The following is a 25,091-nucleotide window of genomic DNA, read 5'->3' on the forward strand; positions in this document are numbered from 1 at the left end:
GGACCTCCGCTCGGCGTCACCGATAAATCTGCCCCGTTTGTCCGATAACTCCCCTTGGAATTAGACTACTCCGTATGGGTGTCAGTGCAATCCGTGCCCCGACCGGCGACGGTGCGACCGTTGTGACCTCCCAGAAGGTGCGGGAAGGCCACGCCGACGACTATGAACGCTGGCAGGAGCGGACCAACCGGGCCGTGAGCGCATTCGACGGATTCGAGGGGACGGAGATATACCCCCCGGGCGCCGGTGACGAGCGGGAATGGGTGGTGGTCTTCCGCTTCTCCCGTATCGACCTGCTGACCGCCTGGCTGGAATCCGGGGAGCGACAGGAACTGCTCGCCCAGGGCCGTCCGTTGTTCGACGGGACACCGACCCTGGAGGTCCTGGTCGGCGGCGCGCCGCCGACCGCCGATGAGGAAGCCGTCACGGCGGTCATCTCCCACGAGGTGCTGCCCGGCCGCGAAGAGGACTTCGTGCGGTGGCAGGACAAGGCCCTCAAGGCCCAGGAGAAGTACCCGGGTTTCATGGGGACCGAGTTGTTCAAGCCGGTCGAGGGGATCCAGGACAAGTGGGTCGTAGTTTTCAGATTCGACACCCGCGAACACCTCGACGCGTGGCTCGCGTCGGGCGCCCGCGAAAAGCTTCTCGAAGAGGGCCGGGACTACTTCTCCTCCTACGACGTACGCAAGGTGGAGTCGGCGTTCAGCGGTTGGTTCCGTTTCGGAGAAGGCGCGGACGAGGCTGTCCCGCCCAACTGGAAACAGGCCATGACCGTGGTGCTGGCGCTGTATCCCACCGTGATGGTTCTGAATCTGACGGTCGGTTTTGAGCTGGACGACATCGGACTGCCCGGCTATATCGGCCTGTTCATCGGAAACCTGCTGAGCGTCTCCATCCTGACCTGGCTGCTGATGCCCCTGGTCAACCGTGTCCTCGCCTTCTGGCTGGTGCCCAGCCGGGCGCGTTCCGTGCGGACCCATGTGGCGGGGGCCGCCCTCGTGGTGTTGTGCTGGGCGCTGTGCATTCTGATTTTCGGGCTGACCACCGGCTGACGATCGACCGACGACCGACTGACCACCGGCTATCCACCGGCTGAGGAGCGCACCATGAGCGGAGTTGGCGGAGTCAGCGAAGTGATCGCGGGGCAGATCGTCCGGCGGGGCGACGCCGACTACGACAGCACCTGGTCGGCCATGCTGTGGAACGGCCTCAAACCGGAGCGCTTTCCCGACCTCATCGTCCGGGTCGCTTCGGACCGCGACATCCAGGCGGCCGTCCGGCTGGCCCGCTCCGAAGGGCTACGGGTCGCCATCCGCTCCCATGGGCACAGTTGGTGCGGCTCCCCGCTGCGCGACGGCGGCATGCTCATCGACCTCTCCGCGCTCAACGCCTGCGAGATCGATCCGGCCGCGCGCACCGCGACCGTGCAACCCGCCCTCACCGGCCGCGAGTTCGTCGCCGCGCTCGCCCCGCACGGCCTCGCCTTCCCGGCCGGGCACTGCGGGCCCGTCGCCCTGAGCGGCTATCTGCTCAGCGGTGGCCTCGGCTGGAACTCCGGCCTTCTCGGTCCGGCTGCCGCCGGCGTGCGGGCCGTCGAGGTGGTCACGGCGGACGGCGACGCCCTCACCTGCAGCAGGAGCGAGAACCCCGACCTCTTCTGGGCCGCGCGGGGCGCGGGACCCGGCTTCTTCGCGGTCGCCACCCGCTTCCATGTGACCCTGCACGACCTTCCGGCGGCGGTCGCCGAGACCACGTACACCTTTCCCCTGTCCGAGGTCGAAGCGGTGACCCGATGGGCCACCGAAGCAGCCCAGCGCCTTCCCGCGAATGTCGAGGCGTCCTTCATGCTGTCGACCGCCTCCCCGGACATCTCGGCGGCTTCGCCGAGGCCCAAGGTGATCAGCTTCACCGGCACCGCCTTCGCTCGCACACGTGACGAGGCGGTCCGCTGTCTGGAGCCGCTGCGGGCCTGCCCGTTCGCCGAACGCGCCCTGTTCCGGCAGACGGACGGGCCGAAGACCTTCGAGGATCTGTACGGCACCTCGTCCGGCTTCTGGCCCCAGGCGCATCGCAACGCGGTGGACACCCTGTGGTCGGACACCGGGTACGAGACGCTCATGCCGATCCTCGCCGCCGCGCTCGCCCGGGCCCCCTCCGAGCAGTCGCTCATCCTGGCTCCCCTGTGGCCCGCTTCCAGGGACCGCTCGCTCTCGGAGGACATGGCCTTCTCGGTGCTGGGCGAGACCTATGTCGCCCCCTTCGCGATCTGGGACGACCCGGCGGCGGACAGCGCCAACACCCGTTGGCTCCGGGACACCATGCGTGCCGTCGAGCCGTACGGAACCGGCCACTACATCGCCGAGGCCGACCTCACCGCCGACGCCTCCAGGGCTCGGAGGTCGTACGCGCCGGAGGACTGGGAGCGGCTACAGGCCCTCAAGGCCACGTACGACCCCGCGAACGTCTTCCACACCTACCTCACGCCGTAGGCGCCCACGGGGCTCGGGCTCAGGGCTGTGGACGGCCGACGGCCTGCTGGTAGCGGAACAGGGCGTCGGGGTCGCAGCTGCGCTTGACGTCGACCAGGCGCTCGTAGTTGGCGCCGTAGTAGGCGTGCCGCCAGTCGTGCAGGTCCGGGTCGGGGAAGTTGACGTAGGCGGCGTCGGTCCTCAGGTGACGGCGCAGCATGTGGTGGGCGGCGCGGGTCTGTTCCAGCAGGCCGCGCACCTGGGCGGGCGGGGTGCCCGGCTTCCAGTGGGTGCCGATGTCGATGACGAAGGCGGCCTCCCGGTGGGGATAGGCCGTCTCGTCCGGTCGTCGTGTCGCGGTGTCGCCGCCCATGGCGAACAGGGTCACGTAGCCGGTGCTGCGGCCCGGTCCCGGGCGCCAGTTGCGGGTCCAGTCCGCGATGGCGGCCACGGTGTCCGGGGCCGGCCACTGGTTGGGGACGAGGGACTTGGAGGCGTAGGCCTCTTTCGGGCCGGGCGTCTCCATCAGGAAGTCCTGCGCGGACCAGAAGCCGCGTTCCTCGATGACCGCCCGGTCGGGACGCAGGCGCAGCAGGGACGCGAACCGGCGGAGCAGTCCGTCCTGGTCGCCGAGTCGCTGGCCGAGCAGGGCGAGGGTGGCCGTGCCGTCGCCGGCGTGCTTGAAGCCGATGCGTACGTCGAAGTCGTTGTCCCGGTCGGTGTCGAGGATGTCCCGCAGCTCCTCCAGCACCTCGACTGCCGCGCGCAGGGGGAAGGTGAGGTGGAAGACGGTGGCGCGCAGCCTGCCCACGGGTACGGCGGAGAAGGTGAACGCGGTGTTGATGCCGAAGTTGCCGCCCGCTCCGCCGCGGCAGGCCCAGAAGAGGTCCGGGTTCTCGTCCTCGGCCGCGCGGACGAGGGTGCCGTCGGCCAGTACGAGACGGGTCTCCGTGAGCCGGTCGCACGTCAGGCCCCACTTGCGGTCGTTGAAGCCGAGACCGCCGCCGAGGGTCAGGCCCGCCACGCCCACCTCGGGGCAGCGGCCGCCGGGGAAGTACAGGTTCGCGGCGCGGGCGGCGTACACGTCGGAGTTGGTGGCGCCTCCGCCCAGCCGCAGCTCATGCCCTCGCGGCACGACCTGGTTCATCGCACGCAGGCTGATCACCAGGCCCGGGGTGGTGGAGTAGCCGGCGTAGTTGTGACCGCCGGAGCGGGGAGCGAGCGGCACTCCGTGTTTCGCGCACCACAGGACCGCCGTCCGTACGTCGCTCTCCGTCGCGCAGACGAGGACCCCGGCCGGACGCACGGACGCGTAGCGCTGGTTGTCGGCCGTCGCACGGGCCGCGTACTCCGGCTGCCCCGGTCGGTAGAGCCGGGCAGCCGGACTCAGGCTCCTGACCAGCTCGCGCCAGGCGCCTGACTCCGCTCCCCCGACAAGGGAGGTCCGGCGGGCGGAGGCGAGGGCCGGGCCGTTTCCACCGCCCAGCGCGATCGCGGCCCCGGCGGCCGCGACGGCCCCTCCGGTTCGCAGGACATCTCGTCGGCCAGTCTGCACAGGTACGCCCCTTCGCACATGGTGTCCGGATGCCGGAGGCGTGGGAGTCGTGCACGCGTCATGCGCAAGATCCCCAGCCCGGGCAGGGCTCACGATGGAGAAGGACGGGGTCGGGAAGGGGTTCTGACACCCTGGGACAGGCAAGCTTCATGCGAACGGGCCACGCATGATCAAGGCCCCGGCCCGGCCGCCGGTCAGACGTCGTCCCCTCCAGGCGTCGTCCCGTCAGGCATCCTCCGGGCGCTCGCCCGGATCCCACGCCGCGGGGCCGGCTCCCGCGGCTATGCGGCGGTAGGCGGCGCGGGCATGGACGAGGCGGGCGACCGCCGTGCCGATGAGGGCGGCGGCGAGCAGACAGCTCAGCCAGAACGTGTCGCGGTGTCCGGCCCAGCTGAGGGTGCCCAGGGGCGGGATGGCGAAGACGTTGAGGAACAGCCAGCACAGCGCGGCCGTTCCGGGGGCCGCGGTGAAGCGTGAACGCCCACCCAGCAGGGCGGCCAGCAGGGACAGCGCGGTCAGCGCGAGTGCGGGCCTGTCGGGGCCGACGAGAGCGTTGAGGGTTGCCACCAGCAGCAGAGCACCGCCGAAAGCCGCAGCCCACACCAGCGGGGTCGCGACCGGCCGCGGGACGGGCCTTGCCCCGGCGCTGAGAGACACCCACTCGATCACGCTGACGGTTCCTTCCGGTCCTCCCGGGCGCCGACGGAGAGATGCACCGACCGTCCCATGGCCGTAGCGCGCGGCCCCAGGAAGTGGATTCTCCCACTCAGCCCTGGGCTGCACTCCCATTGGCCGATTCCGGGCGCTCGCCGGGGACCAGTGCCTCCGGAACCGGTCTCAGGCAGGCAGCGGGCGGTCGTCGACAACGTGCTTCATGACGATGGTGGAGGTCAGGCGCTGGACGCCGGGCAGGGTGGCCAGCTGTTGGTCGTACAGCTGCTGAAAGGCCGCCAGGTCGTCGCTGACGACGCGCAGGAGGTAGTCGGGTTCGCCGAAGAGGCGCTGGGCCTGCACCACGTGCGGGACCGCGGCCACGGCCTGCTCGAAGGCGGCGACGGTGTCGCGGTCCTCCCAGCGCAGGGTGGCGAAGACCAGGGCCTCGAAGTCCAGACCGACAGTGGCCGGATCCACGACAGCGCGGTAGCCGCGGATCGCGCCGGTTCGCTCGAGGTCGCGCAGGCGCCGGTGACACGGCGAGACGCTCAGCTTCACCCGGGCTGCCAGTTCGGTCACCGTCAGACGGCCGTCCAGCTGCAGCTCGGTAAGAATCTTCCGGTCCAGGTCATCCATGGGGAAGATTGTGCCCCAGCGGCCCGGATTCGGGGAAAATACGAAAACACTTTCGCGCACATCCCGCCTAACGTTCCCTCTCGTAAGAGTGAGCGAGAGAGGGATCGGTTCAGCGTGGACGCGGGCACAGTGGCGGCATTCCTGGCAGTGGATCTTCTGCTGGTGTTCACGCCCGGCGCGGACTGGGCGTACGCGATCACGGCAGGACTGCGGAACCGGTCGATCGTCCCCGCGGTGGCCGGACTGGTCGCCGGATACGCCGGATACACCCTGCTCGCCGTGGCCGGCCTGGTGGTGATCGTCGCGAGCTCCGCGGCCCTGCTGACGGCACTGACCGTGCTCGGGGCCGCCTATCTGATGTGGCTCGGCTGGGGAGTCCTGGCACGACCTGCCACGCCCAGCGCCTCCAGCGAGGTGATGGCCACCTCCAACCGGCAGATCATGCTGAAGGGCGCCGGGATCAGCGGCCTCAACCCCAAGGCGCTGCTGCTGTACTTCTCGTTGTTCCCCCAGTTCATCGACCCGGCGGCGGACTGGCCCGTCGCCGCCCAGACCGCTCTGCTGGGCACGCTTCACATGGTCGGCTGCGCCGTCGTCTACCTCACCGTGGGCCTACTTGCCCGGACCGTGCTGCAGGCGCGACCGGCAGCCGCGCGGGCCGTCACCCGTGCAAGCGGTGCCATGATGATCGCCATCGGCGGGTTCCTCCTCGTGGAACGTCTGGCCGGATGACGGCCCGCCGTGTTCGGCCCCCGGGAGACACCCCCACCTCCCCTCAGCCAACCTGCCGGTCCGACCGGAACACCCATCCAAGGAGCGCAGTGGACCACCAGGAAGAGGCAAGCCCCGAGGTGCAGGAACGCGTCCGGACCAGCTTCGAACTCCAGGGGCTGATGGGCCATCTCGGTGCGCGCATCACACACATCGCACCGGGCCGCGTGCACATCGTTCTCCCGAGTCGCCCCGAAGTGACCCAGCAGCACGGCTATGTCCATGCCGGGGCGACCAGCGCCATCGCCGACAGCGCGGGCGGCTACGCGGCGTTCACGCTGTTCCCCGAGAACACGTCGGTACTCACGGTCGAGTACAAGATCAACCTCCTGGCACCCGCCGTGGGCGATCACATCGAGGCCGTGGGAACGGTGTTGAAGCCCGGACGGACACTGACCGTGTGCCGACTGGAGGTGTTCGGCGTCGAGGGCGACCGTCGATCGCTCGTCGCGACCGGTCAGCAGACGCTGATGTGCGTGAAGAGGTCCGAAGGCTGAGTTCGCCGACCCTCGTGCGCCGAATTCCGCGCGCACGTCTCCTCTCCACGCGCACGCCTCCCCACCGCGCGCACGCCCCCTCACAGTTCCGCGAGAGCCCTTGCGCAGTACACCGGACCGCCCCCCAGCCCGGCGACGTTCAGGATGGACTCCTCCGTCAGCTGGGTGTCGTCCTTGCGCGGGCAGTTGTTGTCCAGGTCCGGCTCGCCGATGACCTTGACGTCGGGCAACACCTCCCCTTCGCAGGGGACTTCCTCGTACTTGTCACCTGTGTCCGAAGCCTCCAGACAGTCACCAACACGGATCTCCATGCCACCTTGGCCCGGTTCGCCGGGGTGCGGGGCCTTGAGGTTGCGTACGCAGGCATAGCCCGCACCGACCACGTACTTGAGGTAGTCGCGCGAGCCCGCGACCTCCCATCCGGGATCGCCGCTGATGCCCAGTACGTCGTCCGTGGAGTCGGAGCAGTCGATGTAGGTGTACACGGTTGTCTTCTTCTCGACGCGTTTGAGGACCTTGCCGATGGCGTCGGGGTCGTCGCACGGCATCTCCACGGCATGACCCTGCTCGTCACCTCTCGGAGGCCCGTAGCAGTCGCCCTTGGCCATCAGCACGTTGTCGTCGTTGTCGTAGTACGCAGGCTTGGACGAGCTGCTCGACGGGGTCCCGGTCGTGGCCGGGGTCGACACGGTCGGTGGCGCCGACGATCCACGCGCGCCGTCGTCACCATCGTCGCCCCCGTCCGAGCAGCCGGATGCCCACACCAGTACACCCAGTAAGGCGACAACTCGCATGACACGCCCATATCGCATCTCAAGCCCCCCCCTGCCTCGGCGTTGCGGCCAGCATGGGACGTCGGCATCGGTCACGCAAGCCCTCACGCCTCACCCGGGAACCGCTCAACTCCCCTTGTGCGTAGGTACATTGAGACCGCTGATTCCTTGAGCGAGTGGGGGCGGGGATGCGCGACACGGTCCTGGACGGCCGGTACACGCTCACGGAGCGGATCGGTGCCGGCGGTATGGGCGTGGTGTGGCGGGCCAGGGACGCTCGGCTCGAACGCCCGGTGGCCGTCAAGCTGTTGAGCCTGCCGCCGGGCACGGCCGGTGCCGAGCGGGAGCGGCTGCTCGCCATGTTCGGGCGGGAGGCGCGGGCCGCCGCCGCGCTGGACAGCTCGTACATCGTGCCGGTCTTCGACCACGGGGCGGACGGTGAAGTCCCCTACCTGGTCATGCCGTTGCTCTCGGGCCGGACCGTGGGCGAGCTGCTGACCGAGGGGCCGCTGCCGCCGGAGCGGGTCGCCGAGCTCGCGGTACAGGTCTGCCGGGCCCTGGCGACCGCGCACCGGGCCGGCATCGTGCACCGCGACATCAAACCGGCGAACGTGATGCTCACGGACGAGGGCACGGTCAAGGTGCTCGACTTCGGCATCGCCAAGTTCCTCGACGCCGCGGCCGGCGGCGGTCGGCTCACCACGACCGCCGACTCCCCCATCGGCACCCTCCCCTACATGGCGCCCGAGCGCTTCACGCGGGGCGCGGACGACGGCCGTACGGACGTGTACGCGCTGGGCTGCACGGTGTACGAGATGCTCACCGGCGCACCGCCCTTCGACTCGACGTCGGCGCCCGCGCTGATGCACAGCCATGTGTACGAGACACCGGAGAAGCCGTCGGTACGGCGTCCGGGGCTCGCCCCCGAGTGGGACGAGCTGGTGGGGCGGATGCTGGCGAAGCCGGTCGATCAGCGGCCGACGGCGGCGGAGGCACGGGCGGTGCTCGAGAGACTCGCCCAGCCCGTGCCGCGGGTCCCACTCGGGAGCGAGCCTCCGGCCCAACTGCCCGACCACACCCCGCCTTCGGGGCAGCCCGCTCTCGCGACCGCGCCGGGAAGCCCGGCCCCGGTATCCCCCGGAACCCCCGAACCGCAGGACTCCGCAGCCGCCTCAGCCGCGCAGCGACTCGCCATGGGGGCCCCGACCATCAGCCCCGACCCCACCTCCTACCTGCTCGCGCCGCCGCTCCCGAAGCAGCCGCCCGCCGCTCCGGCCGCTCGCCTGCGCGGGCGGCGCGTCACGTGGATCGCGGCCTCCGCGGTCGTCACCGCGCTCGTGGCCGTGCTCTCGGTCGTCCAGCCCTTCGGCGGCGACGACGGCGACGAGGGAAGCGGGAAGAGCGGCACCGGCGGGCCGAAGGCCGGCGCCGGCACTGTGGCCCCGGTGGCGAAGACCCAGACCCTCACGATCGGCTCCGACGCCGATGCCAAGGGCCCCGCCCCGGCGGTGCGGGGTGCCACCAAGGGCGGCAAGGTCACCGTCCTCGAACCGGGTGGTATCACCACTCTCGACCCGGGCAACATGTGGTCCGGGCCCGACCGGTTGATCTCCCGGCTCGTCTACCGCAGCCTCACCACCTTCGAAACCCTGCCCAACGGATCCGTCCGACTCGTCGGGGACCTCGCCCAGGACACCGGCCGGCCGACGCTGGACGGCCGCGACTGGACGTTCACCCTCAAACCGGGTCTCACCTACAACGACGGATCGCCCGTACGCGCCCAGGACTTCGCGTTCGCGGTCAAGCGCGCTCTCGACCCGGACAAGTTCCCGATGGGCGACCGCACCCTGCGCAGTTTCCTGCTCGGTCCCGAGGACGCGGAGGGCATCGGCGGCGAGCACGAGATGCCGCCGGGCGTCATCGAGACCCCGGACGACCGCACGATCGTGTTCCACCTCGACGGCGCCCACCCCGACTTCAACGTCGTCCTGGCCGGCCCGAACGGCGCACCCGTGCCGGAGCGGGTCGCCGACATCTCCGGCACCTCCACACTCCTGCCGTCGACGGGCCCGTACCAGGTCGACTCCTTCACCGGCGCCAAGAACCTCACGCTCACCCGCAACCCGAAGTGGCGCGCGGAAACGGACCCGGTGCGCACCGCGTACCCCGACCGCTACGAGATCACCGGCTCGCTCACCCTCGACGAGATCAAGACCCGGATCCGCGCGGCCGGTTCGAAGTCGGCCGTGATGACGTTCTCCGGCTCACTGGACAAGGACGGGCTGGGCACGACGGACGGCGCCACCGGCAGCGGCACGGTCCGGGTGACGTCACCGGCCCCCCACGTCCTCGCGTACTCGATCGACACCAAGCGTGTACCGAAGCTGAAGGTCCGTCAGGCCATCGCCACCGCGTATCCGGCAGCGGACGTCCTGGCCGCGAGCGGCGAGGACGGCGTGGCCACGCATCACCTCCTGCCACCGGGCATCCCCGGGTCGCGCGACTTCGACCTGTACGGGGCCGGGGCGCACGGTGACCCCGCCGGTGCCCGGGCGCTGCTCGCCGAGGCCGGCGAGACGGGCTTCCCGCTCACCCTCGCCTATGCGACGACAGCCGACGAAGCACGGGCAGAAGTCGTGAAGAAGGCCCTGGACAAGGCCGGGTTCCGGGTGACGCTGAAGAACGTCGACGTCTCCGACCTCTACGAGAACGTGGGCGACGGCGCCTACGATCTGGCCCGTCTGCCGATGAACATCAGCGGCCTCCCGTTGGCGTCGGCGTTCCTGCCGGACTCCTTCGACGGCCGATACACCTACCCGACCACCTCCAACTTCTCCCGGCTCAACAGCACGGCGGTCAACGACGCGATCGACGAGGCCAACGCGACGGCCGACGTGGCGGCCGCGGGCGAGAAGTGGTCCACCGTCGACCGCCGGGTGATGGAGCAGGCGGCGGCCATTCCCGTGTACGTGCCGGTGCGCACGTTCCTCTACAGCTCCAGGCTGAAGGGGCTCCAGGTGGACCTGGACGGGTTGTCGCCGCTCAACGCGTATGTGACCGAGTGACAGCCGTGGCCGCATGTGTCTTCCGGTAGGCGGTCGGGGTCACTCCCACCTCTCGGCGGAAGATGTTCCGGAAATTCGCGGCCGTGCCGAACCCCGTCGCTCCGGAGATCCTCTCCACGGACCAGTCGGAGGATTCGAGGAGTCGTCGCGCGCCCAGGATCCTCTGTCGGGCGACCCAGTGCATGGGCGGCATTCCCGTCTCGCGCACGAAGTGCCGGATGAAGGTTCTGCGCGAGAGCCGGCTGTGGTCCGCCATCCGCTGCACGGTGATCGAGGATCCGAGGTTTTCGATCACCCATTCCCTGGTCGCCCGAAGGCCGGCGCGAGGAGAGGGCGGAACGTCCACGTACTGTGGCTCGCTCGCGCTTCGGGCGGCGGAGAAGACGACGTCCTTCGCCACGTCGTCGGCGACTGTCGTTCCGAAATCGCTCTGGATGACGTGGAGACATGCGTCGATTCCCGAGCCCGCACCCGCGGACGTGAGAATTTTCCCGTCCTCGACGAACAGCCTGTTCTCAGCGACATCGACTCCGGGATATGTCGTCCGAAGCTGGTCGGTGTATTGCCAGTGTGTCGTAGCCGACTTCCCATCGAGTATCCCAGTGGCCGCGAGCGCGAAAACGCCCGTGCAGACGGCGACTATTCGAGCGCCCCGCTCACCCGCGAGCTGCACCGCCTTCAGATAGCCCTCCGGGATGGGGAGACTCGGGTTCTCATAGCCAGGAACCACGACGATATCGGCGTACTCCACATCCGAGAGCGAGTGAGTCGGCCTGATGTCCGCGGCCACATCGATGTGCGATGACCGGTCGCTCGAACCGTCGTCCGCGTCGAGATTCCGGTCCCCGCACACGAAGACCCGATAGCCCGGATGCTGACCGAACACATGCGCCGGGATGCTGATGTCCAGTGAATACGCTCGCGGCATCGCAAGGATCGCGACAATTGTCCGGTCGTCGCTGGATCGCAATTGCGCCCCCTGGTCTCCGTGCCCCCTACCTGCCTACGCGCCTCTCCAGGCTAGCTCAGGGGCGCGGCATCGGACCTGGCCTGCGGTTACGGCACGATCCTTGCTGAAAGTGGCACGGCTGCTTCTGTTCCACCTCAACCCGGCCTCATATCGTCCGTACAGAACTCACTTTTGACGATCGGAGCGACATGAGCAGGGCAGACGCAGATCAGGTCGAAAGCTTCGGAGTCCCCTGGGAAGAAAGCTACGGGTACGCTCAGGCGGTAAAGCGCGGCGATACCATTTACCTCTCCGGCCAGGTGGCACACGACGGGACTGAACTCGTCGCCCCCGCTCCTGTGAATGAAGATGGGCTGGTCACTGACTTTTCCAACATGGCTGAACAGTTGCGCCAGTGCTATGCCAACGCGGCAGAGTTGTTGAAGCGATTCGACGCGTCGCTGGACGACGTCGTCGACGAAGTCCTCTACGTGGTCGATGCCGATGCGGGTGACGCTGCGGCGGGGCCGGTGCGGAAGGAAGCCTACGGACGGCCGGACCCTCAGGTGGCAAGCACCATGATCGGCACCCCTCGACTGGCCTTCCCGGAGCTGCTGGTCGAGGTGAAATTCGTGGCGCGAGTCTGACGGGCCGGTCGGGTCGTGAGACGTGCGTGCCGGTGGGCCGTCACAGGTGGGCGCCCGGCGGGTTCGGGCGGGTGAGGCCGAGGTCGTACGCGAGGATCGTGACCTGTACGCGGTCGCGCAGCCCGAGTTTGCGCAGCAGCGCGTTGACGTGGGACTTCACGGTGCCGACGGTGATGCCGAGTTCTTCGGCGATCTCCGAGTTGTTGAGCCCGGACGCGACCAGGGTGAGGATGTTTCGTTGGCTGCCGGTCAGGCTGTCCAGCTCGCGGGGGCCGGTGTCGGCACGGGTCCCGGTGCCCGCCCCGGACGCGTAGTGGCCGATGAGCCGCCGTGTCGCGGACGGGGCGAGCACGCTCTCGCCCGTGGCCACCACTCGGATGCCGTGCAGCAGTTCGGCGGGATGCACGTCCTTGAGCAGGAATCCGGAGGCACCCGCGCGCAGTGCGTCGAAGACGTACGAGTCGAGGTCGAAGGTGGTCAACACGAGGACGCGGGGCGCGTCCTGGCGGCCGGTGATGATCCGGGTGGCGGCGATGCCGTCCAGTTCGGGCATCCGGACGTCCATGACGACCACGTCGGGCACCAGTTCTTCGGCGAGGCGTACCGCGGCGGCGCCGTCGGCGGCCTCGCCGACGACCGTCATGTCCTCCTCGGCGTCGATCATTGCGGCGAACCCCGCCCGTACGACGCCTTGGTCGTCGACGACCAGCACTCTGAGACTCATCGCTCCCCCTCTTCGTGGCTCTGCTCTTCGTGGCTCTGCTCTTCGCAGCCCTGCTCTTCGTGGCTCTGCTCCGGAACGAGCGGTAGCCGGAGTCGGAGCGTGTCCGGCGCATCGGTGGCCAGGGTGCCGCCCAGCGCCGCGACCCGCGCCAACAGCCGCTCCCGTACGGCGGGGCGAGCGGCACGAGGTACCCCGGTGGCCGTGAGCGTCAACGTACCGTCGTCCGCGTCGAGTTCGAGCACCGCGGGCTCGTCCCTGCCGGCCGCAAGCATCGTCTCGGCGGCATGGTAGGCGGCCAGATCCACCGCCGTAGGCAGTCGCTCGGGCACGCGATCGGTCATCCGTATCTCTACGTCGCGGCCGGTGGCCCGGCTCTGGTGAGCGAGCAGGTCGAGGGCCTGAAGGGTTGGCTGGGGCCTTAGCTCGGGCTCCGCCTCTCCCTCTCGGACCGTGTCGAGCAGGGCGCGCATCGCGGCCAGGGCCTCGCGGGCTCGTTCGGCGGTCGTGTCGAGGCGGCCCGCCTCCGCCTCCGCGACCATTCCTGCGGTGCGCGCCAGCACGGTGGTCTCCAGCCCGGCGGCGATCCGGCGGCGCTCGGCCCACGCGTCCCTGACGGCCTCCTCGGTCCAGGTGGCGAGGCGTTCGTCCCGAGTGCCACGGGCGGCCCGGTCGCGCCGCCCGCGCAGGGTTCCGGCCCAGCGGGCGGCGCCGACCACCAGGGATGCCCCGGCCGTCGCCGAGGCGGCGACCGCCCAGGCGGCGATGGTCGTGCCCCGGTCCATGACGGCGGTGGTCGCGGCCGCCGCGTGCACCACCACGGCCACGACCGGGAGGGCCGACAGGGCCGTCAGGATTGCGCGCGGGCGGTTTTCGGCAGGGGACGGACCTGCGGCGAGGCGTGTCTCGTCCGAGGCGGCGGCAGCGTTACGGGCCGCGTCCGCGGCCAGCGCCGCGCAGGTCGCGAGCATGCTCAGCGCCGGTGGCAGGAGGACCGGACCGGTGTACTCGCCCGTGGCCATCGCCGGCGGCCAGAGCAGGGCCAGACCGAGCAGGACGCCCTCGGCGGCGCGGGGCGCCCGGCGCAGCCAGAGCAGCGCGACCGCCTGTGCCGCGGCGAGCAACGCGAAGAGGACCCCCGCGGACACGTGCGAGCTGCTCGAAGCGGTTTCCGTCCGGACGACCAGCGCCGGGAGCAGCGGCTGCACGCACAAGCCGACGGCTGCCGTCACCTGCGCCAGGCGGTAGCTCCACGGAACGGACCGCTCCACCGGGACGGCGGTCCGGCCGGGCAGAACCGCGCTCACCTCCCAACCGCCGTCCGCCGTCGGGCCGCTGGTCAGTGTGCCGCCCGCCTCCCGTGCCCGGGACCGCAGGAAGCCCTGGCCGCGTCCGCCGCCGAGGCCCGCACCGTGTGACGCCGAACCGGCCGGCGGTGCCGCGCTCGTGACCACGACGTCCGTGCGCGTGTCGCCGTACCGGCACAGCACCCTCGTCTGCGCACCGGGGGCGTGCCGGGCCACGTTGGTCAGCGCCTCGCGCACGATGCCGTACGCCGCGTCCGCCACGGCGCCGTCCGGCAGTGGGTCGATCTCGCAGTCCACCTCCTGGTCCAGCCGGCGGAACCCCGCGACCAGGCCCCGCAGCCGTTCCTCCGGCGACGGCAGGTCCTCCCGCGAGGGCGCCGGTGCCCGCACCGCGCCGAGTGCCCGGGTGACCTCGCGGCCGGTCTCGGCCGCGAACTCCAGTGCCTCGTCGGCCATTTCGGGGCGACGGTCCCGCAACCCGAGTGCCGCCCCCGCCGTGACCACCACGGCCGTCAGATGGTGGGCGCTGACGTCGTGCAACTCCCGTTCCATACGGCGCCGTTCGACCGCCGGAAGGCGGTGCCGCTCTGTCTCGGCCCGACTCAGCAGTTGTTCGGCCGTTCGCCGGGCGCGACGGGCCCTGCGTACGAAGAGGCCTGCGCCGCACGCGACGGCGTACAGGAGAGCCGTCAGGACGAGGTCGAGTCCGTTCCGGTCGCTGAGGCCGTGCAGGGTGAGGCCGTACATCAGTTGCCAGACGGCGAGCGTCACCACGCACAACACAGTGGTGAAGGTGTCGCGTTCGGTCGCCACGGTGAACAGGGCCAGCGCGACACCCGCGGTTCCGAGTACCGCCATCGCCCCGGTGGGCAGCGGACCGGCGCCCACCGCACAGGCTGCGGCGACCACAAGGAGGGTGACGACCGGGCGGGTACGGCGGAGAGCGAGGGCGGCCGTCACCAGTCCGGCGACCAGGGCCGCCAGAAAAAGGGAGGACGAGGGCGGGACGGCTCCGCGCACCAGTGCCACGCCCGGCCACACCACGGCCTGGGCACAGATCAGCAGGACCGGGAACAGCCGGTCGTCGGTATCGGTATCGGTTCGGTTCATGGCGGATCAAGGCTATGGCCGCGTGTGAGCGGCCCGGCTCCGGCTGAAGGGGGATTTCGTTCTCTTACCTGGGTTGCAGATGCGGCGGTGCTCGGACGACGGACGGCCGGTGGACTGCCCGGGCGCGTTTCTCTATCTCTGGTTCGAGACGGTAATCATCCCGCAGCGCGAGGATCTCGCCATGCCTCGCGCCATAAGCTCGATCCCGTCGAGAAGGCGATCGACCAGTGGTTCACCTACTTTCCTCGAATCGCCATTACCTGCATCGCTTTCCGTGTCTTGGCGCAGGTGAAAAGCATCTGCTCCGAAACGAATTCAGGGGGATCTCCCATGTCCAAGCGCATTCTCGTGTCGTCGCTCATCGGTGTTTTCGTCGTAGGCGGCATTACCGCCGGTGGCTTCGCCGTGGCATCGGCCTCCGCCGCCACCGAGCCGACCCTGAAGAACGGCTCGGCCCGCTACGTCGCCCCGTCCGACGGCGGCGCGGGCAAGCTCACCTTCACCGCGGACGTGAGTGACGACTCGGGCATCCGAAGCCTCAAGGTCCTTGCGTGGCCCGCGAGTTCGAAGCTCGACCCGACCGAGGCGGACCTCCGGTCCGTGGACAGCGCCACGTGCAAGAGCACGTCGGACGAGACGTCCCGCTGCACCTACACGCTGCGGGTCACGAAGGAGGAGGAGGCCGAGCTGGCCCAGGGCACCTGGTACGTCTCGGCGCTCGCGGCGGCGAAGGACGGGGACACGACGTTCGTGTCCCGCGCCGCGTCCTTCGACGTCACGCGCTGATCCACCACCGCCGACATCACGCGCTGATTCACTACCGCGGCCGGGCGCCTCAGAAGGCGCCCGACCGTTCGGGTCGGTGGCCGAGGGCGAGGGTGGGCCGCAGGGCCCCGCATGCGGTCATCAGGCCGTTGTCGGACCCTGGTGCTTTCATGGGAACCATGACCAGCAGAAGTGTCGTCGTCGAGCGGCGCATCGCCGCGGCCCAGGGACCGGTGTGGGAGGCCATCACCGACCTGGCCGGAATGCAGCACGTCCTCAGCAGCGTCTCGAAGGTCGAGGTCCTCACGGAGGGCGCCTTCGGCGTCGGCACGCGGTGGCGTGAGACACGGCGCATGTTCGGCAAGGACGCCACCGAGGAGATGTGGGTGACGGCAAGCGAGCCGCCCGAGCGGTATGTGGTGGAGGCCGAGTCCCACGGCTCGCACTACATCTCGGAGTGGGTGCTGCGAGCCGACGGCCCGGTGACGACGACGGTCCGCATGACGTTCTCGGCCGTGGCGTCCGGTGGGGTCGCGGGCTTTCTGGCCAAGATCATGGGCGCCCTCGGCGCGCGGGCGGTCAGCAAGGCCATCGCAAAGGACCTCGACGACATCGCCGCGGCACTGGAGGGCCGCAGCGGCTGAGCCGCGTGCGGCCCCGCGCCGGCGCCGGCCCCTCAGCCCTTCACCGCACCGGCGGTGAGCCCCTGGACGATATGGCGGCTGGCGAAGGCGAACAGCACCATCGTGGGCAGGATGGTGAGGACCGCGGCCGCGGACATGGATCCCCAGTCGATGTTGAAGCTGGAGATGAAGCCGTTCAGGGCCGTGGGGACGGTCTTGTTGCTGTCGCTGTTCATCAGCGTCACCGACAGGAACAGCTCGTTCCAGCAGTTGACGAAGTTGAAGATGAACGCGGCCACGATCCCCGGGCGCATCACCGGCAGCAGCACCCGGAACAGCGCTCCGAACCGGGACAGGCCGTCGATCATGGCGGCCTCCTCCAGCGCGTCCGGGATGTTCTCGAAGAAGCCGCGGAGCATCACGGTGCAGAAGGGGATGCACACGGCGACGTACACGAGGATGAGCCCGAGCCTGTTGTCGACGAGGTTGAGGTCGGTCATGAGCAGGTACAGCGGCCCCAGCGCGATGAAGGTCGGGATCATCTGTGTGACCAGCGCGGCCATCAGCAGGGCCGACTTGGTGCGGAACTCGAAACGGGCCAGCACGTAGGCCGACAGCATCGAGATCGCGGTGGCCACCACGCCCGCCACGAACGCGACGAGGAGGCTGTTGGTGAGATAGACGCCGAAGTCGGCCTTGCCGAAGAGCCCGCTGTAGTTCTCCAGCGAGAAGTGCTCGGGCCAGTAGGCGATCGGGAAGGCGAAGATGTCGCCGGGCGCCTTCAGGGACGTGATGGTGATCCAGTAGAGCGGGAAGACGGTGAAGACCACCCACAGCCCCAGGAAGGTGAACTTGGTGGCCCGGCCCGCCGTGGACTCCTTGCCGATCACGACTTCACCTCTCGCTTCTCACGCGTGGCCAGGAGGAAGAAGACCGCGAACACCAGCAGCGTGGCGACGACGATGAGCCCGAGCGCGGAGGCCCTGCCGTAGTCGCCCTGCTGAGTGATCTTGATCATCCAGGTGGTCACGATGTGCGTCTCGTTGTTCGGCCCGCCGCCGGTCATCCCGAAGATCAGGTCGGGGAAGTTGAAGATCCAGATGACACGCAGCAGGACGGTCAGCGCGAGCGTGACCCGGATGTACGGAATGGTGATCTGGAAGAGGGTGCGCACCTTGCCCGCGCCGTCCAGTGCCGCCGCCTCGTACAGCTCCTCGGGGATGGACTGCAGCGCGGCCAGGATCATGATGGTGAAGAAGGTGACGCCGTACCAGATGTTGGCGACCACGACGGCGAACATCGCGGTCTGCGGGTCGGCCAGCCAGGCGACCGGCTCGTCGATCAACCCGGCCTTCTGCAGCAGGTCGTTGACGACGCCGAACTCGCTGTTGAACATCCAGCGGAACAGGATGCCGATGAGGAAGCCGGAGATCGCCCAGGGGAAGAAGATGAGCGCCTGGTAGAGGCCCCGGAAGCGGAACTTCCTGCGCAGCCACAGCGCGAGGGCGAAGCCGATCACCAGTTGGGGCACGATCGAACCGAACACCCAGATCCCGGTGTTGCCCAGCACGGTGCCCCAGGCGGGGTCGGCGAAGACGTCGCGGAAGTTCTTCAGGCCCACCCAGGAGGTGTCGGTCAGGTCCGTCAGCTTCCAGTTGCGGAAGGCCATCTGGCTGCCGGCGATCATCGGGTAGTAGGTGAACACCGCCACGAACACCGCGGCCGGTGTCATGAAGGCGGCGATCAGGAAGCCGCGCCGGGCGGTGAACTCCGGCTTGCGACGGCCTCGTTGCGTGCCGCGGCCGTGCGGGGTACCCCCTGTTCCGGAGGGCCCCGCCGACGCCGATTTCGTCGTTTCCGTCGTGTCGGACGCGGTGGGCATGGCTAGTTCTCCTGCTGCCGCTTCTCGGTCCAGTACGCGTCCCAGCCGTCCAGCAGCTTCTCGGGAGTCGTCTTGCCCAGCACCATCTTCTGGATGTCCGCGTCGGCCTTCTGCTGCCACTCCGCCCACCAGGCGACACCGCGCGGCTGGCTGACGTTGAGGTAGGTGTCCGGGTTCTCCGTCATGGTGACGTAGCTGGACCAGGGGCCCGTCTTGTAGAAGGGGTCCTCGGTCGCCGACTTGAGGATCGGCACCAGGCTGTTCTTCTTGGTGAAGGCCGTCGACGCCTTGCCCTCGGAGAGGAACTCGACCAGTTTGACGGCCTCTGCCTTGTGCTTGCTGCCGTCCGCGATCCCCCAGCCGGCGGTGGCGAGCGGCTGTACGGTCTTGCCGCTGGGCCCCGCCACCAGCGGGGCGGTGTCCCACTGGTCCTTCGCGATCGCCTTGGACTCCGAGACGGTGGCGATCACTTCCGGGTCCTGCAGCAGGAAGGCCGTTGAGCCGTTGGAGAAGCCCTCGACCATCTCCGGATAGCCCCAGGAGACCGACGACTTGGGGGACGCCTCCTTGAAGAGCTTGAGGTAGGTCTTCATCGCGTCGACCGCCTCGGGGGCGGCGAAGATCGTGCTGCCGTCCTTCACCTTGAAGCCGTCGGCCGGGTCGATCTTGTCGGCGACGTACGCCTCGATGACGGCGGTGGCGTTGCCGTTGGCGTTGGCCCCGCCGCGGAAGGCGTAGCCGTACCGGCGCTTGGCCGGATCGTGGATGGCGGAGGCCTGTTCGAGCAGCTCGTCCCAGGTGGCCGGGGGCTTGTCGAAGCCGGCCTCCTTGATCAGGTCGGTGCGGTAGAAGACGCTCAGGCCGTAGAAACCGTACGGGACGAAGTACGTCTTGCCGTCGGCGGTCTCGGAGGCCTTGACCGCGTTCTCCGTCATCGCCTCCCAGCCCTTCCAGGGCTTGAGGTCCTTCTTCATGTCGTGGAGCCAGCCGTTGTTCGACCAGGGGCCCACGGTGGTGTCCCGTACTTCGAGGGTGTCCACGCCGCTGCCGGACTGGAGCATCTGCTGGATCTTCTGGTCCGCCTGCTCGGTGGGCGGCGAGATCAGATTGACCTTGATCTTGGAGTTCTGCTGTTCGAAGTCCGCTATCAGGCTCTTCAGCAGGTCCGTGCGGGCGGGGTTCGTCAGGCTCTCGACCATGTTGAGGGTGACCGTCCCGTCGGCTTCTCCGCCGCTCATGGCGGAGCAGCCGGTCAGGACCATGGTGGCGGCGGTGCCGAGGGCGAGAGCTGCCGTCCTTCTACTCATCGTGCCGACCTCTTCCTTGGATACGGACGTACCGGCTGCGGCTTCGGGGGGAGCCGTGAGCCGTGTGTCGGGGGCCGTGGTGTCGGGGAATCGCGATGTTGGATCGCGGTGTTGAGGAGTCGCGGTGTCGCGCCGTCGACGCGCCGGGCTTTCAGTGGGCCGCGTGGGCCCATTCGCCGATGACCGGGACGCAGTCCTCGGCGAAGTACTCGTAGTCGGCGGCGGTGTTGTAGACGTGTGCGGACAGCCGCATGTAGCCGATGCCGTCGAAACTGGTGAAGGCCGCCTCCACGCCCAGTTCGCGGGCCGCCCGGTCGCGCAGCGCGTCCGCCTCGACCCGGCCGGCGGCCAGCCCCTCGGGCAGCCGCACGAGCCGCATGCCGGGGACGGGCATGCCCACGTCGACGGTGCCGGGGACTGCGCCCAGTTCGGCGAAGGCGGCTCCCACGAGGCGCTCGGCGTAGCCGGCCAGGTCGTCCATGTACTGGCGTGCGGTGTCCCAGCCCCAGGTGCGGTCGACGAAGTCCAGCGCTGTCGACGCGGCGAGGTAGCCGGTGACGTCGACCGTGCCCTGCTGGTCGAACCGGTCGGGATAGGGGTCGGGGGCGCCCCAGGAGTCGATCAGCGGATAGAGGTCCTCGCGCTGCGTGCCCCGGGCGACCAGAGCGGCGGTGCCGCGCGGCGCGCAGCCCCACTTGTGCAGGTTGCCGACCCAGAAGTCGCACGTCAGGCCGTCGAGCGGAGCCTCGATCAGACCGGGGGCGTGCGCACCGTCCACGAGCAGGGGGATCCCGAGCCGCGCGGCCTCCGCGCCGATCCGCTCCACCGGCATCCGGCGGGCGGTCGCCGAGGTGATCTGGTCGACGACGATCAGATCCGTGGCGTCGTCGACCTCCGCCATCACGGCCTCGTACGCCTGCTCCTCGTCCGCGTCCAGCGGCACCCGGGCGGTGCGGACCTCGCCGCCCCAGCGGCGGGCCAGCCGTTCGGCGCCCATGGTCACGGCTCCGTAGCCGTGGTCGGTGACAACGATCGCGCCGCCGCGTCGGCGCGGTAGAGCGTTGAGTACGACGCTCACTCCGGCGCTCGCGTTGGGCACCAGGGCGAGGTCGTCGGGGGTGGCCCGCAGGAAGGCCGCGAGGTCGACCCGCGCGTCGGCGATCTTCTGCGGCAGCGCGGGGAACCACACCACCGGGGAGCTGTCCATCTCGGCCCTCAGTTCGTTCTGCCGCTCCTGCGCCACCAGCGGGACCGCCCCGAACGAGCCGTGGTTCAGGTGCTTCATGACGGGGTCCAGCGACCACGCCCTGGCGGCGGGCCGGCCGTCCGCCAGCAGCAGGGGACGCGGGGCGGTGGTGACCTCGGTCTCGCTCACATCACTCCACATCTACCGAACCCGAGTGCCACCAGACATCAGAGGATGACGGCGACACGTATGATGACTCGGCATCCTGGCAGGCGTTTTCCGGCCTCGCAAGGGTCGTGCAGCGAAAGTCATCAGATGACTCCCGGCCGATACATCCGAGACATCAGATGACTGACTACAGTGCCCGAGGGTCTCGGTGGTGCCGCCGGCCCGTCAGGGGAGGAATCGGATGTCCGCAGTCGACAAGGCGTTCCACGGTCTGCGTCACATGATCGCGACGGGGCGTCTGGGCCCGGGAGACCGCATCCCGCCCGAGGCCGAGCTCGGCGAGGAACTGGGCGTCTCGCGGGGCCCGCTGCGCGAGGCCGTACGGATGCTCGCGGCGCTCGGTGTGGTGGAGCCGCGACACGGTTCGGGCACGTACGTCTCCCAGCTCCGCCCCGAGGACGTCATCGGAAGTCTGTCGCTGACCCTCGAACTCCTGCCGCTGTCGGGCCTGTTGGAGGTCTACGAGATCCGGCGGGTACTGGAGGCGCACGTGGCCGCGAAGGCCGCCGCGCGCCGGACCCCCGAGACGGTGAAGACGCTCTACTCCCTCATCGAGTCCATGGAGGCCACCGAGGACCCCACCGAGGCCTCGGAGCTCGACCACCGTTTCCACGCCGAGGTGGCGCGGGCCGCCGAGAACCCCACGCTCGCCTCCCTGCTCGCGGTCTTCCGCGCCCGCTCCCGCAAGTACCAGGTCTTCACCCTTCCCGAAGGCCCCGAGATGCGACGCAAGAGCGACGCCGACCACCGCGTCCTCGCCACGGCGATCGCCGACCGCGACCCGGGCGCCGCCGCCGGCGCGGCCGAGGCCCACGTCGCCCAGACGGAACGGTGGCTACGAGCCTTCATGCCACCGGTGGAGGAGAACGACGGCGGGCCGGAGGACGCCCTGACCTGACCACTGCTCGGGCGATCGCGGTGGAGGAGTGGGACGCGTCCAGGTAGGCCGGGCCCCAAGGGGTTTCCAGCCAGTCCACGGTCAGGTGCCGTCCGGGCCTCGTGTACGTACGCGGCCTGTTCCCCCGCGTCCACGAGCACGGCCAACTGATCACCGAGGTGCCGGGAGCTCCAAGCTCCATAGAATCGCGCGATGGTGACCTTCGAGATCGACGATGTGACGCCTTCCGTCGAGCCGTTGCCGACCCGGCCTCTCGGGGAGCTGGTCGTGGGTGCGCTCGCGGTCGGTGGGGACCCGAGTGTGCCGGTTGTCGAGCCGAATGGGGTGCATCCGCTGCTCGGGGCGGTGGGGCGCGCGTTCGCGGATCATCGTCGGCTCGTGCTGACTCCGGACGCGGTGTGGCTGACGATCGCGCAGGGCCTTGCCCAGCACATCCGTCTGCATGCCGAGGAGCTGCGGCCGCGGCTGGTGCGTCACGCGGGTCGTAAACGGCTCACCGTGGCCGTCGACGGGCAGCTGCCGCACGACCCGAACTCCTGGCAGGACGCTGTGGAGTTGTTCCACAAACTGCTCGCGGCGGAGATCGAAGGCACCGGTACGACCGCCGACCTCTTCGAGTGCGACTTCTCCACCAGCACCGACGTCGAACGGGTCGCGGGACGCATCGTCATGCTCGACGCGTACGCGCCGTACTTCGCCGTCTGGATGACCTTCGTGTGCGGCATCCCGTCGGTCACGTTGACCGGCACGGTCGAGGACTGGCAGCGGATTCGCGCACGGCTGGACGTGGTCGCCGAGCTGGGCCCGGAGACGTGGTGCCGGTCGCTCGTCCCGATAGCCGACCAGTTCGTGCGTGCCGCGGCAGGCGACGTGGACACCGCGTTCTGGCGGCGCATCTACAGTCCGGTCGACGCCTATGGCGGCGAGGTGGTCACCGGGTGGATCGCGCGCTTCTATCCGTACCTGACCCGCCACGGTGCCGCCACGAGGCCGAATCCGCTGCTGGAGCTTCCCCTCGACGAACCACGCGACCTGACCCTCGACGGCATGTTCTACCAGGGCCCTGGCGTGCGCAGCGACGACGTGCCGGCGACGCTGTCACGGCTGGTCGTCCACATCAACGACCGGGTGGGAGGCGACAATCGAGTGGTCGCCCTGCATGCCGGGCTCGTGGGTGTCGGCCAGGACGACGACGGATCGCTGCGGCCGGTGGCCGGCTGGCACCTCGCGCCGGCGGCGGTCGAGATGGACGACGTGGTCGACCGGATCGTGCGTGACCACGCCACCACCCCCGCGCAGTCCCCGGACGGGCTCTGGTTCGAGGGGTGCGCGGACGTGGTGGCGCTCTACAGTCGTGTCGGCTCCGCGACACTGTTCGACGGCGCCTGGCGACTCCGGCCGATCGCCGACCGCCGCACGGTGTGGCGAGGCCACCGCGCCCACTCGATCGCCGTCGTCATCGACCTCGCGGACGGTCGGAGTCTCGGCGCGGTCGACAACTCCCGCACAGGGACGACCCATTGGGTCGTCTGCCGGATCGAGGAAGTACCGTCCGACGGCACGGAGACGACCCGCCCGCGCTTCCGTCTCGTCGACGAGCCGAACGAGGTCCCGGTGTACGGCACTTCACTCGCCCTCCTCCTCGACGCGGCCCTGGACTCGGGCGGTGACATCGCGCACCTGGAGACCGGCCGACTCGACGAACTGGACCGCGACATCGCCTGACCGAGGCGACCGGATGCAGGGCGTGGGAACCGGGCGAGCGGCGCGCCGCCTCGCGAGCCACCCGCGCTAGCCACTCGCGCTAGCCACCCCGTCGGACTGCCCGGTCAGACCACCGGTGTCAGACCATTTGTGTCAGGCGCTGTACTGGTACGCCGGATACGTCAGATATCCCGCGTCGCCGCCCTGGTAGTAGGTCGCCTCGTCGACGGGCGCGACAGGCACACCCGTGCGCAGGCGTTCCACCAGGTCGGGGTTGGCGATGAAGGCGCGGCCGAAGCTGATGAGGTCCGCGCCCAGACCGAGCCAGTGGTCGGCCTCGGAACGGCCGGTCTGCTTGGGGCCCATCGGGAGGACCGGGTTCATGACGAGCGTGCCCGGCCAGGCGCGGCGAAGCGCCACCAGCACCTCTTCGTCCGTGGTCGCTTCGAGATGGACGAACGCCACCTCCAGCCGCGCCAACTCGGCCAGCAGGGCGGTGTAGAGCTCCGTGACCTCGGTCTCCCGCACACCCCAGAAGGTCCCGCCCGGGGAGAGCCGGATGCCCGTGCGCGCCGCGCCGACCGCGTCGACCGTTTCGGACACCGCTTCGACGGCGAACCTGATCCGGTGGGCCACGGAGCCTCCGTACCGGTCCGTGCGCAGGTTGGCGTTGGACGAGAGGAACTGCGAGATCAGGTATCCGTTGGCGCCGTGCAGTTCCACTCCGTCGAATCCCGCGTCCACGGCCCGACGTGCCGCGTCGGCGTACGAGCGGGCGTGCGCCGGGACTTCCGAGGTCTCCAGCGCGCGGGGCACGGGGACCGGCTGGGGTCCGGTCGGCGTGAACACCTCGCCGACGGCGGGCACGGCCGAGGGGCCGACGGGCCGCATGCCCGTGGTGTCGGGATGCGACACGCGCCCGCCGTGCATGATCTGGGCGAAGATCCGCCCGCCGTTGGCGTGCACGGCGTCCGTCACCGGCTGCCACGAGGCCTGCTGCTCCTCGGTGTGCAGACCGGGCGTGCCCGGGTTGGACTGCCCGATCAGACTCGGCTGGACGCCCTCGGTCACGATAAGACCGGCGGTCGCACGCTGGGCGTAGTAGGTCGCCATCGACGGCGTCGCCAGGCCACCGGAAGCGGCCCTCACCCGGCTCATGGGGGCCATCACGACGCGGTTGGGCAGCGTCAGTTCGCCGAGCTGATGGCGCTGGAACAGGCTCTTCACTTTCAAGACTCCTTCGCGATCCGCTGTACCCGGTGCCGGGCACAGCGGTTACGCTAAAACCTGACATTGATGTCAGAGGCAAGGCCTGTGGCGCAGGTAACAACGGGGAGCGGGGAGA

22 protein-coding genes are annotated in these 25,091 nt (G+C 69.6%); 10 read left to right on the top strand and 12 right to left on the bottom strand.

All coding sequences use genetic code 11. The features are described from left to right. Positions 1–74: 74 nt before the first annotated feature. Together JEQ17_RS04250 and JEQ17_RS04255 are read left to right on the top strand one after the other, a co-directional pair. The gene (locus tag JEQ17_RS04250; protein ID WP_234048058.1) at positions 75–1,052 is read left to right on the top strand and encodes an antibiotic biosynthesis monooxygenase; all 978 of its coding nucleotides are present in this window, start codon (positions 75–77) and stop codon (positions 1,050–1,052) included. Positions 1,053–1,106: 54 nt separating this feature from the next. Then, on the top strand, positions 1,107–2,489 hold the full coding sequence (locus JEQ17_RS04255; RefSeq protein ID WP_200393922.1) for an FAD-binding oxidoreductase: 1,383 nt from the start codon (positions 1,107–1,109) through the stop codon (positions 2,487–2,489). A gap of 19 nt (positions 2,490–2,508) precedes the next feature. On the opposite strand, the gene JEQ17_RS04260 is transcribed toward JEQ17_RS04255, so the two are convergent. The 3 genes from JEQ17_RS04260 to JEQ17_RS04270 all read right to left on the bottom strand — a co-directional run bounded on the left by JEQ17_RS04260 (position 2,509) and on the right by JEQ17_RS04270 (position 5,313). Continuing rightward, a complete protein-coding gene (locus JEQ17_RS04260) occupies positions 2,509–4,023 on the bottom strand; it encodes an FAD-binding oxidoreductase (RefSeq protein WP_200393923.1) in 1,515 nt (504 codons plus the stop codon). Between the two features lie 225 nt (positions 4,024–4,248). Beyond that, positions 4,249–4,692 (bottom strand): hypothetical protein, encoded by a 444-nt coding sequence (locus JEQ17_RS04265; protein ID WP_200393924.1) that lies wholly within the window; start codon positions 4,690–4,692, stop codon positions 4,249–4,251. 168 nt (positions 4,693–4,860) lie between these two features. Beyond that, the gene (locus JEQ17_RS04270) at positions 4,861–5,313 is read right to left on the bottom strand and encodes an Lrp/AsnC family transcriptional regulator (RefSeq protein ID WP_200393925.1); all 453 of its coding nucleotides are present in this window, start codon (positions 5,311–5,313) and stop codon (positions 4,861–4,863) included. A 114-nt stretch (positions 5,314–5,427) separates the two neighbouring features. Here JEQ17_RS04270 and JEQ17_RS04275 point away from each other — a divergent pair, with 114 nt between their 5' ends. Beyond that, the gene (locus tag JEQ17_RS04275) at positions 5,428–6,045 is read left to right on the top strand and encodes a LysE family translocator (protein ID WP_200393926.1); all 618 of its coding nucleotides are present in this window, start codon (positions 5,428–5,430) and stop codon (positions 6,043–6,045) included. Positions 6,046–6,206: 161 nt separating this feature from the next. Beyond that, positions 6,207–6,581 (top strand): PaaI family thioesterase, encoded by a 375-nt coding sequence (locus tag JEQ17_RS04280; RefSeq protein WP_234048682.1) that lies wholly within the window; start codon positions 6,207–6,209, stop codon positions 6,579–6,581. 80 nt (positions 6,582–6,661) lie between these two features. Here the strand turns inward: JEQ17_RS04280 and JEQ17_RS04285 are convergent, their stop codons facing one another. Next, positions 6,662–7,375 (bottom strand): hypothetical protein, encoded by a 714-nt coding sequence (locus tag JEQ17_RS04285; protein WP_200393928.1) that lies wholly within the window; start codon positions 7,373–7,375, stop codon positions 6,662–6,664. A gap of 167 nt (positions 7,376–7,542) precedes the next feature. Between JEQ17_RS04285 and JEQ17_RS04290 the strand changes: the two genes are divergently transcribed. Continuing rightward, complete coding sequence (locus JEQ17_RS04290; protein WP_200393929.1) at positions 7,543–10,419, top strand: ABC transporter substrate-binding protein; 2,877 nt, start codon at positions 7,543–7,545, stop codon at positions 10,417–10,419. Here the strand turns inward: JEQ17_RS04290 and JEQ17_RS04295 are convergent. Then, positions 10,397–11,389 carry a GlxA family transcriptional regulator gene (locus JEQ17_RS04295; RefSeq protein WP_234048059.1) on the bottom strand — a complete coding sequence of 331 codons (993 nt, stop codon included), beginning with the start codon at positions 11,387–11,389 and terminating at the stop codon, positions 10,397–10,399. The two genes, JEQ17_RS04290 and JEQ17_RS04295, sit on opposite strands and share 23 nt — an antisense overlap. Before the next feature lie 188 nt (positions 11,390–11,577). Between JEQ17_RS04295 and JEQ17_RS04300 the strand changes: the two genes are divergently transcribed. After that, positions 11,578–12,015, top strand: a complete 438-nt coding sequence (locus tag JEQ17_RS04300; protein WP_200393930.1) for a Rid family hydrolase — start codon at positions 11,578–11,580, stop codon at positions 12,013–12,015. Between the two features lie 40 nt (positions 12,016–12,055). Here JEQ17_RS04300 and JEQ17_RS04305 read toward each other — a convergent pair whose 3' ends face one another. Together JEQ17_RS04305 and JEQ17_RS50455 are read right to left on the bottom strand one after the other, a co-directional pair. Beyond that, entirely contained in the window at positions 12,056–12,739 is a 684-nt protein-coding gene (locus JEQ17_RS04305) for a response regulator (RefSeq protein WP_200393931.1), read from the bottom strand. Next, positions 12,736–15,153, bottom strand: a complete 2,418-nt coding sequence (locus JEQ17_RS50455) for a sensor histidine kinase (protein ID WP_200393932.1) — start codon at positions 15,151–15,153, stop codon at positions 12,736–12,738. Before JEQ17_RS50455 ends, JEQ17_RS04305 begins: the two co-directional genes overlap by 4 nt. 330 nt (positions 15,154–15,483) lie before the next feature. On the opposite strand from JEQ17_RS50455, the gene JEQ17_RS04315 reads away from it, so the two are divergent. Next, positions 15,484–15,939: a DUF5707 domain-containing protein gene (locus tag JEQ17_RS04315; RefSeq protein ID WP_200393933.1), complete on the top strand. Its 456-nt coding sequence runs from the start codon at positions 15,484–15,486 to the stop codon at positions 15,937–15,939. A 158-nt stretch (positions 15,940–16,097) separates the two neighbouring features. Beyond that, the gene (locus tag JEQ17_RS04320; RefSeq protein WP_200393934.1) at positions 16,098–16,562 is read left to right on the top strand and encodes an SRPBCC family protein; all 465 of its coding nucleotides are present in this window, start codon (positions 16,098–16,100) and stop codon (positions 16,560–16,562) included. Between the two features lie 32 nt (positions 16,563–16,594). Here the strand turns inward: JEQ17_RS04320 and JEQ17_RS04325 are convergent, their stop codons facing one another. The 4 genes from JEQ17_RS04325 to JEQ17_RS04340 all read right to left on the bottom strand — a co-directional run bounded on the left by JEQ17_RS04325 (position 16,595) and on the right by JEQ17_RS04340 (position 21,105). After that, entirely contained in the window at positions 16,595–17,431 is an 837-nt protein-coding gene (locus JEQ17_RS04325) for a carbohydrate ABC transporter permease (protein WP_200393935.1), read from the bottom strand. Further along, the gene (locus tag JEQ17_RS04330) at positions 17,428–18,423 is read right to left on the bottom strand and encodes a carbohydrate ABC transporter permease (RefSeq protein ID WP_200393936.1); all 996 of its coding nucleotides are present in this window, start codon (positions 18,421–18,423) and stop codon (positions 17,428–17,430) included. Before JEQ17_RS04330 ends, JEQ17_RS04325 begins: the two co-directional genes overlap by 4 nt. A 2-nt stretch (positions 18,424–18,425) precedes the next feature. Continuing rightward, positions 18,426–19,730, bottom strand: a complete 1,305-nt coding sequence (locus tag JEQ17_RS04335) for an ABC transporter substrate-binding protein (protein ID WP_200393937.1) — start codon at positions 19,728–19,730, stop codon at positions 18,426–18,428. 151 nt (positions 19,731–19,881) lie between these two features. After that, entirely contained in the window at positions 19,882–21,105 is a 1,224-nt protein-coding gene (locus tag JEQ17_RS04340; RefSeq protein ID WP_200393938.1) for an aminotransferase class V-fold PLP-dependent enzyme, read from the bottom strand. Positions 21,106–21,325: 220 nt separating this feature from the next. Between JEQ17_RS04340 and JEQ17_RS04345 the strand changes: the two genes are divergently transcribed. Together JEQ17_RS04345 and JEQ17_RS04350 are read left to right on the top strand one after the other, a co-directional pair. Then, on the top strand, positions 21,326–22,042 hold the full coding sequence (locus JEQ17_RS04345) for a FadR/GntR family transcriptional regulator (protein ID WP_200393939.1): 717 nt from the start codon (positions 21,326–21,328) through the stop codon (positions 22,040–22,042). A 192-nt stretch (positions 22,043–22,234) separates the two neighbouring features. Next, the gene (locus tag JEQ17_RS04350) at positions 22,235–23,767 is read left to right on the top strand and encodes a DUF4419 domain-containing protein (RefSeq protein WP_200393940.1); all 1,533 of its coding nucleotides are present in this window, start codon (positions 22,235–22,237) and stop codon (positions 23,765–23,767) included. Between the two features lie 132 nt (positions 23,768–23,899). Here the strand turns inward: JEQ17_RS04350 and JEQ17_RS04355 are convergent, their stop codons facing one another. Beyond that, entirely contained in the window at positions 23,900–24,973 is a 1,074-nt protein-coding gene (locus JEQ17_RS04355; protein ID WP_200393941.1) for an alkene reductase, read from the bottom strand. Between the last annotated feature and the right edge of the window lie 118 nt (positions 24,974–25,091).

This window comes from Streptomyces liliifuscus, assembly GCF_016598615.1.
Classification (GTDB): domain Bacteria; phylum Actinomycetota; class Actinomycetes; order Streptomycetales; family Streptomycetaceae; genus Streptomyces; species Streptomyces liliifuscus.

Bases quoted from the DNA above. Each gene is read 5' to 3' on its own strand.
- JEQ17_RS04250 (WP_234048058.1), top strand. From the start codon at position 75: ATGGGTGTCAGTGCAATCCGTGCCCCGACCGGCGACGGTGCGACCGTT.
- JEQ17_RS04255 (WP_200393922.1), top strand. From the start codon at position 1,107: ATGAGCGGAGTTGGCGGAGTCAGCGAAGTGATCGCGGGGCAGATCGTC.
- JEQ17_RS04270 (WP_200393925.1), bottom strand. From the start codon at position 5,313: ATGGATGACCTGGACCGGAAGATTCTTACCGAGCTGCAGCTGGACGGC.
- JEQ17_RS04280 (WP_234048682.1), top strand. From the start codon at position 6,207: ATGGGCCATCTCGGTGCGCGCATCACACACATCGCACCGGGCCGCGTG.
- JEQ17_RS04285 (WP_200393928.1), bottom strand. From the start codon at position 7,375: ATGCGAGTTGTCGCCTTACTGGGTGTACTGGTGTGGGCATCCGGCTGC.
- JEQ17_RS04290 (WP_200393929.1), top strand. From the start codon at position 7,543: ATGCGCGACACGGTCCTGGACGGCCGGTACACGCTCACGGAGCGGATC.
- JEQ17_RS04300 (WP_200393930.1), top strand. From the start codon at position 11,578: ATGAGCAGGGCAGACGCAGATCAGGTCGAAAGCTTCGGAGTCCCCTGG.
- JEQ17_RS04305 (WP_200393931.1), bottom strand. From the start codon at position 12,739: ATGAGTCTCAGAGTGCTGGTCGTCGACGACCAAGGCGTCGTACGGGCG.
- JEQ17_RS50455 (WP_200393932.1), bottom strand. From the start codon at position 15,153: ATGAACCGAACCGATACCGATACCGACGACCGGCTGTTCCCGGTCCTG.
- JEQ17_RS04315 (WP_200393933.1), top strand. From the start codon at position 15,484: ATGTCCAAGCGCATTCTCGTGTCGTCGCTCATCGGTGTTTTCGTCGTA.
- JEQ17_RS04320 (WP_200393934.1), top strand. From the start codon at position 16,098: ATGACCAGCAGAAGTGTCGTCGTCGAGCGGCGCATCGCCGCGGCCCAG.
- JEQ17_RS04330 (WP_200393936.1), bottom strand. From the start codon at position 18,423: ATGCCCACCGCGTCCGACACGACGGAAACGACGAAATCGGCGTCGGCG.
- JEQ17_RS04335 (WP_200393937.1), bottom strand. From the start codon at position 19,730: ATGAGTAGAAGGACGGCAGCTCTCGCCCTCGGCACCGCCGCCACCATG.
- JEQ17_RS04345 (WP_200393939.1), top strand. From the start codon at position 21,326: ATGTCCGCAGTCGACAAGGCGTTCCACGGTCTGCGTCACATGATCGCG.
- JEQ17_RS04350 (WP_200393940.1), top strand. From the start codon at position 22,235: ATGGTGACCTTCGAGATCGACGATGTGACGCCTTCCGTCGAGCCGTTG.